Source organism: Nitrososphaerales archaeon, from assembly GCA_032906765.1.
GTDB lineage: Archaea > Thermoproteota > Nitrososphaeria > Nitrososphaerales > Gagatemarchaeaceae > DASPPF01.
In genome coordinates, this window is the sequence record JAJTZB010000002.1 from 128747 (window position 1) to 146781 (window position 18035).

General features: G+C 58.3%; 16 protein-coding genes and 1 tRNA gene. 14 read left to right on the forward strand and 3 right to left on the reverse strand.

The window, feature by feature from the left end:
- Positions 1 to 23 precede the first annotated feature (23 nt).
- From LYZ69_03000 to LYZ69_03015, 4 genes are all read left to right on the forward strand, one after another.
- Entirely contained in the window at positions 24 to 383 is a 360-nt protein-coding gene (locus LYZ69_03000; protein ID MDV3277419.1) for a hypothetical protein, read from the forward strand.
- The gene (locus LYZ69_03005) at positions 376 to 762 is read left to right on the forward strand and encodes a hypothetical protein (protein ID MDV3277420.1); all 387 of its coding nucleotides are present in this window, start codon (positions 376 to 378) and stop codon (positions 760 to 762) included. The genes LYZ69_03000 and LYZ69_03005 overlap by 8 nt, the downstream gene beginning before the upstream one ends.
- Before the next feature lie 96 nt (positions 763 to 858).
- Positions 859 to 1221, forward strand: a complete 363-nt coding sequence (locus tag LYZ69_03010; protein MDV3277421.1) for a hypothetical protein — start codon at positions 859 to 861, stop codon at positions 1219 to 1221.
- A complete protein-coding gene (locus tag LYZ69_03015) occupies positions 1200 to 1997 on the forward strand; it encodes a hypothetical protein (GenBank protein MDV3277422.1) in 798 nt (265 codons plus the stop codon). The genes LYZ69_03010 and LYZ69_03015 overlap by 22 nt, the downstream gene beginning before the upstream one ends.
- On the opposite strand, the gene LYZ69_03020 is transcribed toward LYZ69_03015, so the two are convergent.
- Positions 1948 to 2862, reverse strand: a complete 915-nt coding sequence (locus LYZ69_03020) for a hypothetical protein (GenBank protein ID MDV3277423.1) — start codon at positions 2860 to 2862, stop codon at positions 1948 to 1950. The genes LYZ69_03015 and LYZ69_03020 overlap by 50 nt on opposite strands.
- A gap of 225 nt (positions 2863 to 3087) precedes the next feature.
- Between LYZ69_03020 and LYZ69_03025 the strand changes: the two genes are divergently transcribed.
- Together LYZ69_03025 and LYZ69_03030 are read left to right on the forward strand one after the other, a co-directional pair.
- Positions 3088 to 4047, forward strand: coding sequence for a deoxyhypusine synthase (locus LYZ69_03025; protein ID MDV3277424.1), 960 nt, complete (start codon positions 3088 to 3090; stop codon positions 4045 to 4047).
- 54 nt (positions 4048 to 4101) lie between these two features.
- Positions 4102 to 6261, forward strand: coding sequence for a sodium-translocating pyrophosphatase (locus LYZ69_03030; protein ID MDV3277425.1), 2160 nt, complete (start codon positions 4102 to 4104; stop codon positions 6259 to 6261).
- 870 nt (positions 6262 to 7131) lie between these two features.
- On the opposite strand, the gene LYZ69_03035 is transcribed toward LYZ69_03030, so the two are convergent.
- A tRNA-Cys gene (locus tag LYZ69_03035) sits at positions 7132 to 7206 on the reverse strand.
- Positions 7207 to 7381: 175 nt separating this feature from the next.
- Here LYZ69_03035 and coxB point away from each other — a divergent pair.
- The 5 genes from coxB to LYZ69_03060 are packed head-to-tail and all read left to right on the forward strand — an operon-like array spanning position 7382 to position 12487.
- Entirely contained in the window at positions 7382 to 8035 is a 654-nt protein-coding gene (gene coxB / locus LYZ69_03040) for a cytochrome c oxidase subunit II (protein ID MDV3277426.1), read from the forward strand.
- The gene (locus tag LYZ69_03045) at positions 8036 to 10414 is read left to right on the forward strand and encodes a cbb3-type cytochrome c oxidase subunit I (protein MDV3277427.1); all 2379 of its coding nucleotides are present in this window, start codon (positions 8036 to 8038) and stop codon (positions 10412 to 10414) included.
- Between the two features lie 10 nt (positions 10415 to 10424).
- Complete coding sequence (locus tag LYZ69_03050; GenBank protein ID MDV3277428.1) at positions 10425 to 10682, forward strand: cytochrome C oxidase subunit IV family protein; 258 nt, start codon at positions 10425 to 10427, stop codon at positions 10680 to 10682.
- Positions 10683 to 10689: 7 nt separating this feature from the next.
- Positions 10690 to 11442, forward strand: a complete 753-nt coding sequence (locus tag LYZ69_03055; GenBank protein MDV3277429.1) for a cupredoxin domain-containing protein — start codon at positions 10690 to 10692, stop codon at positions 11440 to 11442.
- Positions 11443 to 11479: 37 nt separating this feature from the next.
- Positions 11480 to 12487, forward strand: a complete 1008-nt coding sequence (locus LYZ69_03060; protein ID MDV3277430.1) for a hypothetical protein — start codon at positions 11480 to 11482, stop codon at positions 12485 to 12487.
- On the opposite strand, the gene LYZ69_03065 is transcribed toward LYZ69_03060, so the two are convergent.
- On the reverse strand, positions 12414 to 13658 hold the full coding sequence (locus LYZ69_03065; GenBank protein ID MDV3277431.1) for an MFS transporter: 1245 nt from the start codon (positions 13656 to 13658) through the stop codon (positions 12414 to 12416). The genes LYZ69_03060 and LYZ69_03065 overlap by 74 nt on opposite strands.
- Positions 13659 to 14037: 379 nt before the next feature.
- Here LYZ69_03065 and LYZ69_03070 point away from each other — a divergent pair, with 379 nt between their 5' ends.
- From LYZ69_03070 to LYZ69_03080, 3 genes are all read left to right on the forward strand, one after another.
- Positions 14038 to 14184 carry a DUF5679 domain-containing protein gene (locus tag LYZ69_03070; GenBank protein ID MDV3277432.1) on the forward strand — a complete coding sequence of 49 codons (147 nt, stop codon included), beginning with the start codon at positions 14038 to 14040 and terminating at the stop codon, positions 14182 to 14184.
- A gap of 61 nt (positions 14185 to 14245) precedes the next feature.
- Positions 14246 to 15643, forward strand: coding sequence for a cysteine--tRNA ligase (gene cysS, locus LYZ69_03075; GenBank protein MDV3277433.1), 1398 nt, complete (start codon positions 14246 to 14248; stop codon positions 15641 to 15643).
- A gap of 97 nt (positions 15644 to 15740) precedes the next feature.
- The gene (locus tag LYZ69_03080; GenBank protein MDV3277434.1) at positions 15741 to 18029 is read left to right on the forward strand and encodes a hypothetical protein; all 2289 of its coding nucleotides are present in this window, start codon (positions 15741 to 15743) and stop codon (positions 18027 to 18029) included.
- Positions 18030 to 18035 lie beyond the last annotated feature (6 nt).

An 18035-nucleotide genomic window follows, 5' to 3' on the forward strand; every position in this document is an offset into this window, starting at 1 on the left:
CTCCATCAGAGGTTCAACTCTGCTTGGTCGAGATACTAGAGTACGCACTCGTCGTGTTTGCATCGACTCTAGTCATTTCTTTCTCGTTCGTGAACTACTCCGCGTACTCTGCCTCAATCGAGAACGCCACCCAGCGCGCAGACTACTCCTCCTATCTGACCCTCGCCTACGCCGCGATAGAAAGGGGGAGTTCCAGTGGTGCCTTGAGTCTCGATCACGCGTCGTTGAATTGCAGCTCGGGCAGGTTGGAGTTCGATTCCCCATCATTCTCTGCGGGATCGTCCCTGCCTGTTGGATGCGGGTTCACCTACACGAGGCTCATAGGGCCGCATATTCTCACATTCCGCTACTCGAACGGCTATCTGGGCTTGGAGGTTGGGTGACCTGCCAGCCTCGTCCTACTCCTCCTCAGTTTCCTGGGGCCTCTACTTGGCGTCCTCACTCCTTCTCGTCGGCACCGTGCTACCTGCCTTGGATGGCGTGAGGAACTATGCTGACAACCGAGCATGCGCTGCGGTCGCCGATGGCGTTCTGGGGAACCTCCTCTCACTTCGTCCTGGTCTGATCGTGTTGATTCCACTGGGCTCGTTGTCCCCCGGAATGACGGTCGAGATGCAAGGTCACACGCTGAGCATCTTGTTTGGACGTTCAGTTGCCGAGAGGAAGGTCGCCTGGCTTCTCCCGACCGTTACCCTTGCAGCGGGTTTCGACTACCTCGTGAAGCTCAACGGAACCTCAGTGGAGGTGCTCAGGCCTGTCTGAGACTGGACTCTACACGGACGTCGCCCTGATGTACTTCTTGCTGCTGATGCTCCTCTTCCTCGCCCTCATAGTCGTGATTCCGAGGTTCCTCTTCGGTTGAGATTCGTCGACGTCTCCGTAGCCGCCATCATCGGCATGACCGCACTAGCATCGCTCGTCGCCTGGAATCCATACTCATTCGAGGAGGGCTCTAGGCTCTATTTGCGGGAAGCTTCGCTGCAGGACTACATGACTACCATAGTGGCAGCGGAAGGTGTTCCCTGGTTCCAACACGCCAGCTTCTCGAGCATCTGCAACAGACTGTCCCAGTATTCCAACTCCACGGTCGAGGTCTCTGCGGTTGTGGACGGCCTTGCGTGCTCTACTCCACCCCCGAGGGGCGCACCTTCGGCGAACCTGACCATCGATGTTGGCTCTGCAAGAGTGCTCCTCCAGGCATGGCAGGTCGCAGGGCCGTAGGCGCTAGCCTAGCCGCAGCAGTCATCTTCTCCTCGGTCCTGATCTCCAACTTCATCCTGGTTTCTGCCGAGCGACAGAAGTTCGAGTTCACCTCCATCGCCGCGGAGGAGAGGGGCCTCTACGACCAAGCCGTTGTCGTGAAGGCAGCTGCTATCACGGACTTGCTCGACAAGATGCAGGACTCCCTATCTTCAAGGACGTTCCAGTGCTCTGACGCGACCACAGCGATTACTCTCTTAGCTTCGACGGAGAAGGTGGACGTCGGCTGGGAGGGAGTATTTTCCTCAGGGAAGCTTTCGGCTGCTCCGCAACAGACAATTCAAGATGACGTCCTCGCTCTTGCCCCCTTCAACGGCACTGCAGCAGGCCTTGCAGACTTCGAGGTAAGGCTCTCGGTGGATGGCAAAGCCCCCGACTCGTCAGTTGCTCTGGGCGTGAACGAGACACACCTGGTCAACTTGCCCATCCGCTTGCCTGCGCTCGTGTCGACTTGCCTTCAATCTGTTGATGTCGTTCTGTCGGGCTTGGAGGGCATCGGAGGTCAGTTGTGCAACGCCACAATCGTCGAGAGCACGATCACTTCCATCGGGAGTTCTCTAAGAAGTGCCGCTGCGTCTTCCGGCTTCTCGCTCTCGATTTCTTACTCAACAGTCCCAGGCACTGCGTGCGCGGCGAGCTTCACCGTGCTGGTCTCGCAGTATTCGATAGATGGACCCGAAGGACCGTTCACATTCTCTGCGTCGGAATCGGCTGAAGTGCAATGGTACTCTGCGTAATTGCCGGCCTGAAGAGGTCACCGTACTGCTCCCTTACCGTGTACTCTGCAACGTCGCCGCATTCTGCCAGCTCCTTCTGAGTCACTCGCATTTTTCGCCCTTCCCGACGCGAAAGCAGAGCCTCACCGGCGTAGGCTGCAGTCGCCGCGAGGGCGCACGGACTGCGACCTCCCCTTTCAGCTTCGCCCAGCACGCAGAGCGCCTCCAACGCCGCAGTCCGCAGGCTGTTGAAGTACACTGTCTTGTTGACCCCCTCATCCGCCAGACGCTTTGTCAGCTCAATGCACAACGAGAGGCGCGCCACGACCCTAGGGACGTACTCCTCGGGCCGTCTCGCATGGGCCTTGAAGGGGGAGTTCAGAGAGAGCTGGATCAGAGAAGAAGCCTTCACCCTCCTGCCGAGTAGCCTGTGAGCTCGGACTACTTCACGGACCCCAATCGTTGTGACTGCCTCGATCTTACAGGCTGTGATGATCGAGTATGCAGACACGGTAGCCGCATTTGTGGCCCTTCCGAACCCCTTGCCTTGGAAAAGTCTCTTCGCAATCAGGATTGCGTGGCGCATGACAACTCCCGGGAGGGAGAGTTTCTCACATACCCTCTCAATCATCTTCACACATGAGTAGAGCGTGCTGTCCTCCCTTCCGGCGAAGTCTGAGACGAGCTTCAGGTACCTGAAGCTGGAAGGAGAGGCCGCAAGCCCACGGGAGAACCTCTCCCTTGGTCCCCATTCAAGAGGGCCGAGGTATCCTCCCAGAGCCTGCCCCGTGAAGTCGATCGCCTTGGGAGACCTTCCTTCTCCGCTCTCTACCACCTCTTTCTCTGTGACGACGCCGCAGGAGCTGCAGACGAACTCGTCCCTCAAGTCCACGACCTCTCCCGAGCATTCAGCGCATCTCTCTCTGAACGAAGCGAGCATAGGGTGTTAATGGGTTCCTCTCGTAATCTCCCAGCTGTAACCTGGTCGTCTGCTCAGCCTACAGACCGATCAGGACTCTCCCTCCGCTCTGGCAGGGAGAGAGGGTGGGCTCAACGAAATTGACACCGCCAAGAGTTAAATGCCGCAGGCCGATGCTCGAACGCAAATCTCATGGTAAGGATAGGAGGACTGGAGAAGGTCAGGGACATCCATGTCCTGCCTTCGCGTGACGTCGTGAACCTCGTCGAACAGATGGGAAGAGGCGGCGGGTTCATGGCCAAGGAGCTCGCCGCCACGGCCTTCATCATGGATGCCATGACCAAGGACAAGGACTGCACGAAGTTCCTGTCATTTCCTGCGGCACCGGTGGCGACTGGGATGAGGGGGGTTCTGGTCGACATGATCAAAGGCAGGATGGTGGATGCCGTAGTCACCGCGTCCGGCACTCTCGACCACGACCTGGCAAGAAGCTACTCAGATTACTATCACGGGAGTTTCATGATGGACGACGAGAGGCTGTACCGCCAGGGATTCCACAGGCTGGGGAACGTCGTCATTCCACTCCGAAACTATGGCCCTCTGATCGAGAAGAAGGTCCAGGCCCTGCTCGAATCGCTGTACGCAAGAGGCGTGAGGAAGGTCACTACGGAGGAGCTCTGCAGGCTGCTCGGTGAGTCAATAACATCAAGACAATCGATTCTCCACTGGGCAAACAAGAGGAACGTGCCCGTCTTCATCCCCGGCATAATGGACGGCGCTGTGGGAAGCCAAATCTGGCTGTTCGCAGAGAGGCACCGCGATTTCCAGGTGGACGTGATTGGTGACGAGCGAAGGCTATCGGACATCGTGCATTCAGCCAAGCGGTCCGGTGCAGTGGTCATCGGCGGCGGAATCTCCAAGCATCACGTCCTGTGGTGGAACCAGTTCAAGGAAGGGCTCGACTATGCGTGTTACATCACCACCGCCGTCGAGTACGATGGCTCTCTCAGCGGTGCCCAGGTTAGGGAAGCCGTCTCGTGGGGGAAGGTCAAGGGCAGAGCGAGGAAGGCAACGCTGTATGCCGACGCGACCCTGGTCCTCCCGCTTATCGTCTCATACGTGCTGGCGAAACGGCGGACCTCCGGTGCTTGACGACGTTCTCTTCGAATAGCTTATAACACGAACGCGGAGGCAGGCAACAAAAGCTTGGCCCTAGACTTTGGTCTGCTGGCCCTCGGTGTCTCCTTCGTTGCCATAATCGACGCGGTAGGCCTCTGGCTCTATCTCCGGGGACGGAACCGGGGCAACGAGAAGATGGTGGAGATTGCAGACGCGGTCAGGCAAGGCGCGGGTGCATTTCTGAGCAGGGAATACAAGGTAATCGCGCCGATAGCGATCGCTATTGCTGTCCTCATCTTCGGCCTGATCGACCTGCCCAACGGGACAGGAGGGGCCACAGCGGCAGGGTTTGCCCTCGGCGCTGCGCTCTCAGCCGCAGCCGGATACATTGGGATGGCGGTCACAGTGCGAACCAGCTCTAGGACCGCTGAGGCTGCCAAGAAGGGACTGGGCAGTGCCCTGACTCTTTCATTCAGAGGCGGCGGCGTCATGGGAATGACGGTGGTAGGCTTCGACCTGCTGGGCCTCTCGGTCTTCTACTTGATCTACGGGAACACAGTCGCGTCCAACCCTGCGACAATCGCAGGCCTGGGGTTCGGCGCCTCGCTAATCGCGATGTTCATGAGGGTGTCAGGCGGCATTTACACGAAAGCAGCCGACGTTGGCGCGGACCTCGTAGGCAAGGTGGAGGTGGGCATACCTGAGGACGACCCCAGGAACCCGGCAGTGATAGCTGATAACGTGGGCGACAACGTGGGCGACTGCGCCGGAATGGGAGCGGACGTCTACGAGTCATACGTGGTCACAGCGATAGCCGCGATGATCTTGGGCGCCCTCATCTTTCTCAGGCGAGGTGCGCTCGGGCTCTCCCCCGACTTGCTTCCGGTCATAGGTGCGAACCACCTCCTCGTCTATCCCTTGATGCTGGGGGCGTCTGGGATAGTCGGCGCGATAGTGGGGAGCCTCTACATCAGGAGTTCGATAAAGTCAAAACCGCTTGGTGCGTTGAACATCGCCCTCGTCATAGGCGCAGTTGTCACGGTGGTGCTCGACTTTGTGTTAGGCCAGGCTGTGTTCGGCACGTCCAGTCTCGGCTATTACCTCTTCGCAAGCGCCATAGTCGGCATTGTCGTTGTCATCGCCATCGAGCAGGTGGCAAACTACTTCACCTCGTACCTGTACGGGCCAGTCAAGGGGGTTGCAAAGGCGAGTGAGACTGGCGCAGCGACCAACTTCCTCGCCGGATTCTCGACAGGTCTCACAAGCACCGCGCCCTCGGCGGTCGTGCTTGTGGTCGCCATTCTCGCATCTTATTACTTGGGCTACGCTGGGTCAGGTGGGAACCAACTCTTCGGCGTCTACAGCACAGCCATAGCCACAATGTCGATGCTGTCACTGACGGGCATCATCATGTCGATTGACTCGTTCGGCCCGATAACGGACAACGCAAACGGGATCGTGGAGATGGCAGGTCTTGAGGAGGGCGTCAGGAAGGTGACAGACGAACTCGATGCAATCGGCAACACAACAAAGGCCACGACGAAGGCGTTCGCCGTCATGTCGGCAGCGCTGGCCGCTGTGTCGATCTTCGAGGCGTTTCAGTCTGAGGTCAACAGGCAGATTGGCTTCAACAATCTCTTCGCAAAGTACGGAATCGCACCGAACACTTCCATCTCCTTCACGCTCACAGACCCGCGCGTCGTCATCGGCCTCTTCATAGGCAGCCTACTCCCGTTCTACTTCTCGAGCTTCCTCATCGGCGCAGTCCAGAGGGCAGCTTTCAAGATGGTAAAGGAGGTGAGGCGCCAGTTTAAGGAGATCCCGGGCATAATGGAGGGGAAGGCGAAACCTGATTACGCGAAGTGCGTCGACATAAGCACCTCAGCAGCGATAAGAGAACTCGCGAAGCCAGGCGCGCTGGCGATTGCGACACCCCTCGTAGTCGGCTTCGTCTTGGGGCCTATCGCCCTCGGCGGTGTGCTGATTGGCAGCGTCGTCTCGGGCGTCTTCCTGGCATTCCTGATGACCAACGGGGGAGCGGCCTGGGACAATGCGAAGAAGTTCATAGAGACTGGCCAGTACGGCGGGAAGAACTCTCCCGCACATCAGGCGGCAGTGATGGGCGACACGGTCGGCGACCCGTTCAAAGATACTGCCGGGCCTGCGATCAACTCCTTGATCAAGGTGCTCAACACCATCTCGATAGTTTTCGTATCCGCCATCGTCCTCTTCGCCCTGTTCGTGTAGGCGCTTAAGCGCCTACCAGCGATAGTCGAAAGTGGTATCACGCAGGCCGAAAGGCATCAGGATCATCCGCTCCTACGATGAAAGAGTGCAATTGTACCAGGCTGTGATTCGACTCTTCCACGAGGGTATGAGCAGAGGAGACATCATCAGGAACCTTGAGAGAAGACTTGGGACGAGATTGGACTACCACCGGGTCAAGGACTGGACGAATGGTCGCACAAGTCCGTACGGGCGGGTGCGACAGATGGTCTCGCGACCTGTTCCCGAGCTTGCTTACCTCATTGGTGTCAACTTTGGGGACACGAGCAGGGAAAGGAGCAGTTGGCACCACAACTACACCATAAGATTGCGGGTTACGGACGAAGACTTCGCTCGGGAGTTCGCGAGGGCGGCATCTGTGGTCCTGAATTGCAGGGCTCCGAATGTCAATTGGGATCGAAAACGCTCTCTTTGGCAGACCGAAGTCAATAGCATGCTCCTTTACCGATTCTTGAAACGATCCCTCGACGAATTTCGACCCTTTCTGGAGCATTGCAGGAATTGCACTTCTGCATTCCTGAGAGCCTTCTTCGATGCCGAAGGCAGTTCAAGTGGAGGTTCGGTCTCCTGTTGCAACACGAACTTGCCGCTCATGAATTATGTCAAAACTATCCTGAAGTCTCGCTTCTCTCTGGATGCAACAGGTCCCCATAAGAGTGGTCGACCCCCCGGAACCAAGGTACTGATCAAGGGAAGATGGTACAAGGTGAATAAGTAGCTGTACTGTGTGCGTTTGAGACGCGAAGGGAATGCGAGGTTTGCGAAACTCATAGGATTCTCAATAGCGCGGAAGCAAGAGGGAATCGGCTCTAGTGTTGGGCCTCGAAGCCTTGGAGGTGGGTGAGGGATTCGGACCCTCGTGAATGCGCTCTGCAGGCGCACGCGTAACCGCTCCGCCAACCCACCGCGAATGTGGTTCGAACGGTTGCAGTAATTATGCGTTCCAGCGGACAGGTACCTAGGTTCGCCCTAACAGGATAGGGCTACTGGGCATGGCGCCCGAGCTGTTGTGACTCTATTTTCCGCTTCATGAATTCAAAGCTTATAACCAAACCGCTTGGGGTTTCCCGCGCAGTTCCTAATGCATTCGGCATTGGTATCATCTCTCCCGCCAACGACGGCGACCTTTGACTTCCTGTTCAACTGGTACCTGTTCTTCGGCGCGGGCGCTGCCATCGTCGTCATCAGCATGGTTGTTGTCTTCATGGTAAAATACCGGGCGAGGGGGAACGAGCCGGCTCGCCATCACAAGACGGAGGGCTGGAAAGTGGTCCTACTCACTGTGCTCATCAGCATCTCCATCCTCTCTGCCGCCGAGTACCAGACGTTCGCGGGCTTCGGCAACATAGAGGTCCCGAGTAGCGGTGATCCTGTCTACATTCACGTGCTCGGCTATCAGTGGGGCTGGAACTTTACCTACCCCAACGGGGCATTCGCCATCGACAATCTGACGGTCCCCGCGGGCGAGACTGTGATACTGAACATCACGAGCAGGGACGTGTTCCATACCTTCGGCATCTCTATGCTGGCGGTGAAGGAGGACGCCATACCCGGCAAGGTCAACCAGCTCTGGTTCGAAGTCCCGCAGCCAGGTTTCTACCCATACGCCATCAGGTGCTTCGAACTCTGCGGTATCGGCCATGCTTTCATGATAGGGAACCTTACCGTCGTCAGCCAGGCAACGTGGAATGCCTGGATTGCCAAGGGCCATCCAGGCTCTGTGGGGGCAGGATAAATGAACTCGTGGATTAGACGCTGGCTCTTCACTACTTACCACAAGGATGTCGGCCTCCTCTACTTCTTCACCTCGCTCTTCTTCGGGTTCGTCGGGGCGATACTAGCTCTGCTGATGAGGGTCCAGCTCGCTGTGCCGAACAACAACTTCCTCGACGCCGTCTACTACAACCAGGCGGTGACAATGCACGGGCTGATCATGATCTTCTGGTTCCTGTCTCCGATTGCCATAGGCCTCGCCAACTACTTCGTGCCTCTCCAGATAGGCGCCAAGGACCTGGCGTTCCCGAGGCTCAACGCAATGAGCTACTGGCTCTTCCTTGCGGGCGGTATCCTTGCGGTCCTGAGCTTCTTCGTCCCGGGGGGTTCCGCTAATGCTGGGTGGACAACATACCAGCCGCTCTCCACTCCGGGCTTTGAGCCTGGGTCTGGTCCGACCCTAGTCTACCTCGGTCTCGTACTGCTTGCCGCGTCCGTGACGCTTGGCAGCGTGAACATAGTCGTCTCCATCTTCTGGATGAGGACGAAGGGGATGACGATGATGAAGCTCCCGATGTTCACTTGGTTCATGCTCTTCACTATAGTCGCTATGCTCTTCGCGTTCCCGACTCTGATCGCTGCGTTCATGCTCGCCTCCTCGGACAGGATACTGGGGACCGTGTTCTTCTCCACTCTCAACGTACAGCCGTCGATTCTGTGGGACCAGCTCTTCTGGTTCTTCGGGCACCCGGAGGTCTACATCGTACTCCTCCCAGGCTTTGGCATCATAGCGAACATCTTACCGATGTTCACTGGGAGGCCCCTCGCAGCAAAGAACGCGATTCTCATTGCCACTGCTCTGGTTGTGCTCCCGCTCAGCTTCGGCGTCTGGATGCACCACATGTTCCTGACAGGCATCCCAGTAGCCCTTCAGGGGGCGTTCAGCATAGCTACCATAGCCATCTCAATCCCGTTTGACGTCATTACCCTCTCGTTCGTCGAGTCTTTGATCAGGGGAAGGGTCAAGTTCGCCACGCCGATGCTCTTCGCCTTGGGCGGGATCGTACTCTTCATAATCGGCGGAATCACGGGAGTCTTCCTCTCCTCCCCGGTACTCGACAGGGTCTTCAGGGGTTCCTACTTCGTCGTCTCACACTTCCATTACGTGATGGTCGGCGCTGCCATCTTCGGCATCCTCGCCGGCGTCTACTACTGGCTGCCGAGCATGACGGGCAAGATGTACAGTGAAAGCCTCGGCAAAGTCCACTTCATCATCTCTTTCATCGGCTTCAACGTCCTCTACTTTCCGATGAACCTTCTCTTGGACATGCCTAGGCGCATCTTCACCTATCAGAACCTAGGCGACTGGCCGATGCTAAACGGGATAGCGAGCGTCGGCGCCTTCATATTCGCTGGGGCCCAGATTATTCTCGCATACAACCTGCTGAACACATGGTTCAGGGGACCGCCCGCACTCGCCAACCCGTGGGGCTCCGAGGACCTGGAATGGGCATCTCCCGCGGCTGGGATGTCGCCCGCGTTGGGTGCGGCAGACGCACCGCCCAAGGGCGGTTGGATAGGGCAGCTTGCCACAGCGTCGTCGCCGGCCGCAGGGGCGGAGGCGTACTATGCCCACCTCAGCAGCAGGCCGTTGCAGGTGTCGATGGGGGTGATGGTATTCCTGTTCGGGACTGCGCTATACCCCGACATGCTCGGCTGGGGCGCGATGCTCCTAGGTGTCCTTGTGCTTGCGTACGCCGTTGTGGGGTGGGCCCGCGACGACTTCAGCGGCAAGTTCCGCGTCCCGCCCGAGGAAGAGGGGGACAGATGGCCGTTCAAGGGCATACCCAAAATCAAGTTCGGCATGTGGACCTTCCTCTCGTCAGAGATAGTCCTCTTCGGTAGTTTCCTAGGAGCCTACGTATTCATGCGCGCAGCTGCTCCCAGCTGGCCTTCGCCGGCTTCCATCCACGACATTCCACTTACCACCCTGAACACTTTGATCCTGATGAGCAGCGGCCTCACGATGGTGATGGGCATTCAGGCAATCAAGAGAGGCGACCAGAGAAAACTCCTGATGTGGATTGCGACCACGTTCGTCCTTGGCGCCGTCTTCATAGGCATCAAACTCTCAGAATGGAGCAACCTGGCCTCGAGCGGGTTCGTCATCGGGGCGAGCAACCCTATGGTCTCACTTGCTGCGAGTGCCTACTACTTCGTCGTGGGCCTTCACGGGGCGCACGTCACTGTCGGCCTGCTTGTCATGATATACTTGATGAAGAAAACGATGAACGGAATCTACACCAAAGAGAACCACGAGGCAATAGAGAACTTCGGCCTCTACTGGGCTTTCGTCGACATCGTCTGGTGCTTCGTCTTCCCCCTCTTCTACCTGCTATGAGGTTGCCAAGTTGAGAAACACAGTCCTATTCGGCGTCTGGCTCTACATGATGCTCTCAGTCATCACCGAGGTCGTTGCTTTCTACATGCTCAACGCAGTCTATGCTCTCACTGCAGTCGTTTCGGTCCTTGCCGCCAGCCAGGCCGTCGCTGTGGTCCTGTTCTACATGGACCTGAAGGACGAGCCGGGCTCGCTGAGGCTCTTCGCTCTCATACCGCTGATGTTCCTCTCAGCCTTGCTCGTCGCGATGATGGCATCGTTAGGGTGATAAACAAATGCAAATGGAACCAGAACACAGCGAAGGGGCGCCTCGCGGACTCCTGCCGGCTCTCGGCGTGATTATGCTGATTGTGGGGGTGGCGATCGCCTCCCTGTTCATATTCAGGCTGCAGCCCCCTTACGCCCCGCCTGCGATTCAGGTAACGACCCAGCAAGGCGTCGCCACGATCATGATGCCTGCAGGGGTGGGGGCGAGCAGCAGCCTCAACTTCTCCCCGGCCAACGCGACGATTGTCGTCGGTGTGAACAACACGGTAGTCTGGACCAACGAGGACACTGCGTCCCACACGGTCGTCTCAAGGAGCGTGCCTTCTGGCGCACAACCGTTTCAGTCAGGAGTCATGGCAAAGGGCGATACGTTCAACGTCACCCTGACGGTCCCTGGCGTCTACACGTACTACTGTTCCATACACCCGGCATGGATGAAGGCGACCATTGTCGTGAAGTCAGGAGCGGCAGCCCCATCTGGTCCGACCATCGTGATTCCGGACGGTGTAGGCTCCAGCCAGAACCTCAACTTCTCTCCGCAAGCGTTGACGGTGGTGATAGGTGTGAACAACACAGTCACATGGGTCAACCAGGACGGCGTTGTACACACAGCGACGGCTATTGACCAGAGCTTCAACTCGGGCAACATCCAGCCTGGCGGTAGCTGGAGCCACACTTTCGCCACGCCCGGCAGCTATAGCTACGTCTGCGTCTACCACGGCTGGATGAAGGGAACGATAATCGTGAAGGCAGGTCCCTAGGCATGGCCAGATGCAGGCTATCGGAGACTGAAGCAACTTGACCAAGGGATTTGACCCGAAGAAAGAGGAGAATGAGCCGAACGTCTTCCCGGGCAACTGGGACGTCGTCTCAGAGACGCTGCTCAAGACCTACGAGCTCTGGTTCCCACAGAACTGGAGCCCTGTCGACCTTCCGTGGGATGCGTGCGACGCAAAGAACTTCTCCCGGGACGAGGCCGTTGCGCAGGCATACTGGCTCTCGAAACTCGCCCTCTTCGAAAAGTCAGGGATAGGTGCGTTCGGGATGGCGTCGGTGCAGGCGGCTACGCACGGCTACGAGGACCCGACGAAGAAGTTCCTCTCCGCCGTTGCTTTCGACGAGTGCAGACACGACGAGGTCTGCAGGCGTGCCTGCGCAAGGGTGTGCCCGAACTTCCCCTACAGGTTCAAGCCGGAGTCGGAGCTGGAGGCGAAGGCTCACAGGAACATCTTGGCGATGTACGAGAACGGGAGGAGGTACTGGTCAGCCTTCCAGGGGGCGTGGGGCAAGTACCCTCTCGAGCTCATATTCTCGAGCTTCTTCTTCGCCGAGATAGGCGCCCAGCTGATCTTCAAGGAGGTCGGGGAGAGGTCAACAAACAAGGTCTACTCTACTTCGTTCAAGAACATAACGCGGGACGAGTCTAGGCACCTCACTGGGACACTGGCCATGCTGGATACGATTGCGGAGAAGATGAGCAACGAGCACAAGCTGATGATCTCTCGCCAGCTGAAGCACGGCTTCATCTATCTCTCTCCACTGCTGTTCAAGCCTATGGAGGACTTTTGGAAGCTCCCCTCCGACTTCTTCGAGTACGACCAGAAGCTGGAGGAGCTGGCGTTCAGGTCCGGCCTTGGCGTGCCCAAGGTAGAGGAGAGAAAGGAGGCGTGGATGCAGGCGATAACGAGGCACAGGTCGAAGCTAGAAGAGTTAGGCATCCGTGTCCCTGAGATCAAGGAGATAGGTGTGTCTGGGCTGACTGTGGACGTAAAGAAGGGCGACGAGATAATTGCAACGCCGCTCTAGCCCCTCCTCCCTTCTCAGCCAGAAATAGCAGTGGTACCGTGAATATCGCAGTGAGGAGAGCGCCTGCCAGCCAAGCGTACGGATATCCGTTCAGGTCAGCAACGTAGGAGAAGATGATTGGCGGGAAGACGGCTCCAGTCAACGATATGCAGTTGACCCAAGCTACCGCGAGGCCGTCGTATTCCCTCTCCGCCCTATGATAGTCCTTGGCGGCAGCGAAACCGACGGTGAATCCGAACCCGGAAATCAGACCGCCGACTAGGGTGCAAGCCAGCGCCGTGACCACAGAGGGGTACGCGGACACTGCGAGAGCTGCGATGCCCCCCACGTTACTGGCAAGCATCAGCGCCTTTGTTCTTCTCGTCCTGTCGTACAACCGACCCGCGTAGAGAGCGGAGAAGATCGGGATTGCCACCACCATGGACGCGATTATGCCCGCGTATGCGGTGCCCACGCCGAAAGTCCCAATCAGGTAGTACTCCATGAAGCTGGAGATCAGCCCGTTGCCAACGCTCACAGCGAGCATGCCGACGGCGATTATGATCAGTCTCGGGTCTTCGAGCACCTTCCTCAGCTGTTCAGTTCTCACCTTGAACTCAAGTTTCTTCTCGTCGACGGGGGCGGTGAGCATCACGAGCAGCCCTGACACGATTCCCAGACCGCCCCCGAGTTCCAAGCTCGGCCTCCATCCGGTGGTCGCTGCGATTATTCCCCACAAGAACAGTGCGAATATCCCTCCGACGTCGTACGCCGAGTTGAAAAGACCCACGCCAACACCAGAGCCGCCTCCCCTGACGAGCCCAGAGATTATGACAACTGCGGGAGCGAAGACGAAAGCCATACCTGCTCCGACTAGGAGCCGGAGGACGGCTACAACCTCGAGAGTTGGTGCGATTCCTGTAGCGAGCGCGCTCGCGGAAGAGAGCATTGTCCCCAGCACCACGATCTTCTTCGGTCCCCACTTTGCCGCCATTACGCCCCCCGGCAGCTGGAAAAGTCCGAGTCCGAGGTAGAAGGTGGACGTCAGAGTGCCCAGCCCGACGACACCCGAGCCGAACTCCGGCCCCATAGCGTAGAATACAGCGCCGACGTTGAGCCAGTTGATGGCGTACACTATCCTCATCGCTATCAGCGAGGCTATGGCGCGGTTGGCCTGCCTCGAACCTGGCAACATCTGAAGTCCGCCCTGATGAGGCACAGACCTTATAACTGGATTGGAGAAGGGCAGAAAGGCTAGAATAATGCTCAGATTGTCAGAAATACCTGTTTCCCGTCCCCAAAGGTCAATATTAGTGAGCATCCATGGTAAGCGTGCTCAGTAGCCACCGTATCTGCCAGCCTTGATGGTAAAAAGGGGAGAATAGTCATGGTTGGATGGGCAAATTCCTGACCTTTTCGGCGACATCGGACTATCGCTTACCTCGGAACATCGGCGCTGGACGGCTTATCGGTCTCCACGCAAACGCGCTGGTCAAAAGAGACGCGTTTCAAGGCGTTTGGCTCAGGTTTATATATCAAATCGAGCCCGTTTGGCGCGAGGCATCTCGCAGTTGGTAACAGGATACTGCGTCTACGAGAAGAAGAAGAACAGGGAGATCAAGAATCCCAAGCAAATCAAACTGAAGAACGGGCGCCCAGCGATAAAGGGCATCTGCGCCTCCTGCGGCAAGCCCATCTACAGAATAGGTAAGCTCTAAGAATCTTTCTCTCCCTTTCCTTTTTATTTCGACCATTCAGTCTGGTATGTGATAGTGCGCGTTGGTCTTCAGGCTCTACAACAGCATGGGGCGAAAGGTGCAGACCTTCCGGCCGATTAGGGGCCGCGTCGTCAGGATGTACACCTGCGGGCCGACAGTCTGGAACTACCCGCACATCGGGAACTACAGAACGTTCGTCTTCGAGGACATTCTGCGCCGATACCTGAAGTTCAAGGGTTTCAGGGTCAAGCAGGTCATGAACATAACTGATGTTGAAGACAATATCATCAAGGGGATGAAGGAATTCCACAAGACAAGAGAAGAGCTGACAGACTTCTACGAGAAGGCGTTCATGGAGGGCCTGAAACTCCTCAACGTCGAGCCCGCGGAACTCTACCCCCGCGCGACAGAACACATCAACGAGATGGTGGCGCTCGTCAAGAAGCTGATGAGGAAGGGCTTCGCGTACAGGGCGGAGGACGGCTCGACCTACTTCGACATCTCGAAGTTCAAGAGATACGGGAGGCTGTCAGGCATCAGACCTTCCGAGCTGAAGGCCGGAGCGCGCGTCGCCCAGGACCACTACGAGAAGGAGGAGGCGAACGACTTCGCGCTCTGGAAGGCTTGGGACGAGGACGACGGCGAGGTCTACTGGGAGACCGAGCTGGGAAAGGGAAGGCCGGGATGGAGCATCGAGTGCTCGGCGATGTCTATGAAGTACCTCGGGAGCTCCTTTGACATCCACACCGGAGGGATGGACAACAAGTTCCCGCATCACGAGAACGAGATCGCGCAGTCCGAGGCTGCAACTGGGAAGAGGTTCGTCCGATTCTGGCTGCACTCCGAGTTCCTCAACATTCGGGGCGAGGAGATGCACAAGTCCATCGGTAACGTGGTCTACCTTCGGGACCTCCTGCAAAGGGGTGTCCAACCAATGACCGTCAGGCTCTTCCTCATATCATCGAGGTACAGGGACGGAATCGACCTCACAGATACGAGCCTAGATCAGGCGGCGGCACAGCGTAAAAGGCTCCAAGAGTTCATCTCGAGGCTGAGGTCTATGAAGGCGGGGTCGGGAGGCAGCGGGCTTGCTTCGAGGCTGCTTTCGCAGTTCACGAGGGCGATGGACGACGACCTCAACACGCCGGCTGCCCTGGCCGCAGTCTTCGCGTTCCTGAAGGAGGTCAACGGCCTGATCGACAGCGGCGGTCTGGGCCGCCAAGAGGCTGCGAAGATTGTCAAATCACTTGAACGCGTGAACTCGGTGCTGGGCGTCTTGAACTTCAAGGAGGATGCGGTGCCTCCAGGGGTCGCCGAACTGATAGCCGAGAGGGAGGAAGCGAGGAGGAGGAAAGATTACGCCGAATCGGACAGAATCAGGGCGGAACTCCTCGAAAAGGGCATAGTCCTCGAGGACACCCCCTCAGGCACGGTCTGGAAACGCAGGTCCGCGGGTTAACTGATGGGACACCCGTGCTCAAGATTCGCAAGCCACGGTGATATTAGCCGACAATTCCACCTTAGCTCAGATGGGAGCAGCCCTAGACCCGCGTCCCGTGCGTAGTATCGAGCACCGAGCGTCCGCCCTGAGGGCGCCGGTAGTGCTCAGAAGCGGCGCTCTAAGGCTCTCGCTGGACCCAGACGGGTCGGTGCGCTATCTCGAGTCCTCGGCGGAACGGAGGCTCCTCTTCGGCAGGGACGAACTCCACTTCTACAAAACCCAGGCGGGCCTCCTGGTGCAATCGCAGAAACAGGAGTCGAGAGTGACCGCTACGCCCGACGAAGCGTCCTTCTCCTCTCACGTACTCGATTCTGTCGAAGTCTCACAGTCCATTCGGCTGCTCCCGGCACCGACTCTCGGGTACTCCAGGAAGGTGACAATCCGGAATTCGGGGTCGTCTGGAGTGAGGGTGAGGGTCATTCACCTCCAAGACCCGACCACAGCCCACTTCAGAGACCGCACCTACGGTTGGGGAGCTGCAGCGGTGAATGCCTTCAACCGGTCGAGCCACGTCGCGATGGACGAGTTCGCGGAACCGCCCGCTGCCAGGGTGGTGGGCGCGCAGCCGCCGCCCAGCCGCTTCTACATGACGACGGACAGGAACAAGGCGCAGGGATTCCTTCAGTCTGGAGCGCTGCCGGAGTCTAGTGCAGGGATGTCCGGGCAGGTGCTCGTGCTCGCCGATCACGAGTTCGAACTACAGGCAGCAGCCAGCGTAGATATTGTGTTCGTGTCGCTGTACAACCCGAACAAGCTTGAGGCAGCTCTCTCTGACTTCGGCGCGCTCTTCGCTGCCCCAGCAAAGCAAGCGTCCGACGGCCCCTCGGTCGCAACCTCGTCGGGGGCGGTGACCTCTGGGTCCGCTTGGGCCAAGGCGGGGCTTGAAGGCGCAGAGTATGAGGACGACCTTCTCGACAGGTTCGAGACGCTCAAGGGACTCGCCCCACTGAATCCGGGAGCTTCAAAGACAATCATCGAGTCGGCGAGGGCAATCATGAACGGGGACGGCTCTCTGCCACACTCCCTTGACCCTTGGAAACCAGGCGTCCTCGAGACTTCTGTCTTTCTCGACGGTGCTTCGCGCTTTGCGGCAATGAGCGGGGACAAGAAGTACATGCGAGCCATCTTTCCAATGCTCAGGAGGGCGGCAAACTTCCTCGTGGCGCGTTCGGTTGACGGCGTAGTCGGCCTCGACGGCTCTCTTCCTCAGGGATGGAGGAGAAGGATCGGACGGGGCTATCCGACCGGCGAGCTTGCCGAGGTGTCGCTGGCGGTCGCTGGAGGGCTCTCCCAGGCGGCCTCACTGGCCTCGCGAATCGGGAAAGCTCAGGACTCTGCGAAGTTCAAGGAACGATCGGTCATTATCAGCTCATCAGTCAAGAAGCGGCTGCTCGACGACCGCGGCGCCCTCGCATTGAACTTGGACGAGGCAGGGAAGCTCCACGCGGACGAGACAGTTGACCAAGCGGTCGCTTGTTACAGGTATCTGTTCGACAGGGCTGTCTCCGCTTCGCTGACGCACAGGCTCCTGGAGAGGGACTTCGAGGGGGGGTACGGACCGAGGACCATCCCGACCTCGAACAGGATCAGTTTCAACGGCAGCTACGGCGACGGTCAACTCGGTGGCTATTGGACGAGGGGAGCCCTGGCGCATGCAGTACTCGCTTACGAGTCGGGGTTCGGAGGTACAGGCAGTCTCGAACTGGAGGCCGTTGGGAGGCTCGCCTCGTCGGACATAGTCAAGTTCGGTGGCGCACCTGGTGACCTCCCCTACTGGCTGGACGTCGAGAGGCGGGAGGCCCACGGTCGGGGGTGCGACCCAGTCGCCGCCTCTAGGTTCGTCGAGTCTCTCGTCCTGGGGGAGCTTGGCCTCTCCGTCGGCCTCGAGGGGGTCACCCTCAACCCAAGCGTCTCCTCCAGTCTGAAGTGGGTTCTTGCGAGCAACCTCTGGACTGGGAAGAGGACATCAGCGTTCGTCGGGAGGGCGGGAGGAAAGACCTACGCATTCGCCAGCGGGGCGGAGCTTCGCGCAGAGAACGGGTGGAAGTTCTCGGGCTCGGAGGCAGCCCACCCAGAGGATGCTCGTCTCGCTGCGATTACCTTCCATGGGCCCGGTCAGGTAATCTGCACTGGGAACGGTTCCGAAAGCGCCCTGAGGACCAAGGTCGTCTTCAGGCCACGAGACCCGGAGCTATCAAAGCGCCTGTCGATCGGCCTTCATGAGCTGGACCCCTCGTCAGGTTCGTGGCAGAAGGCGGGGACTCTGAAGATTCTTCCGTCGATGTCCTTCGACATCGCCCTCGGACCGGGTGAATGGAGGGCGTTCAGACTCTCGACAGGTTAATAATCG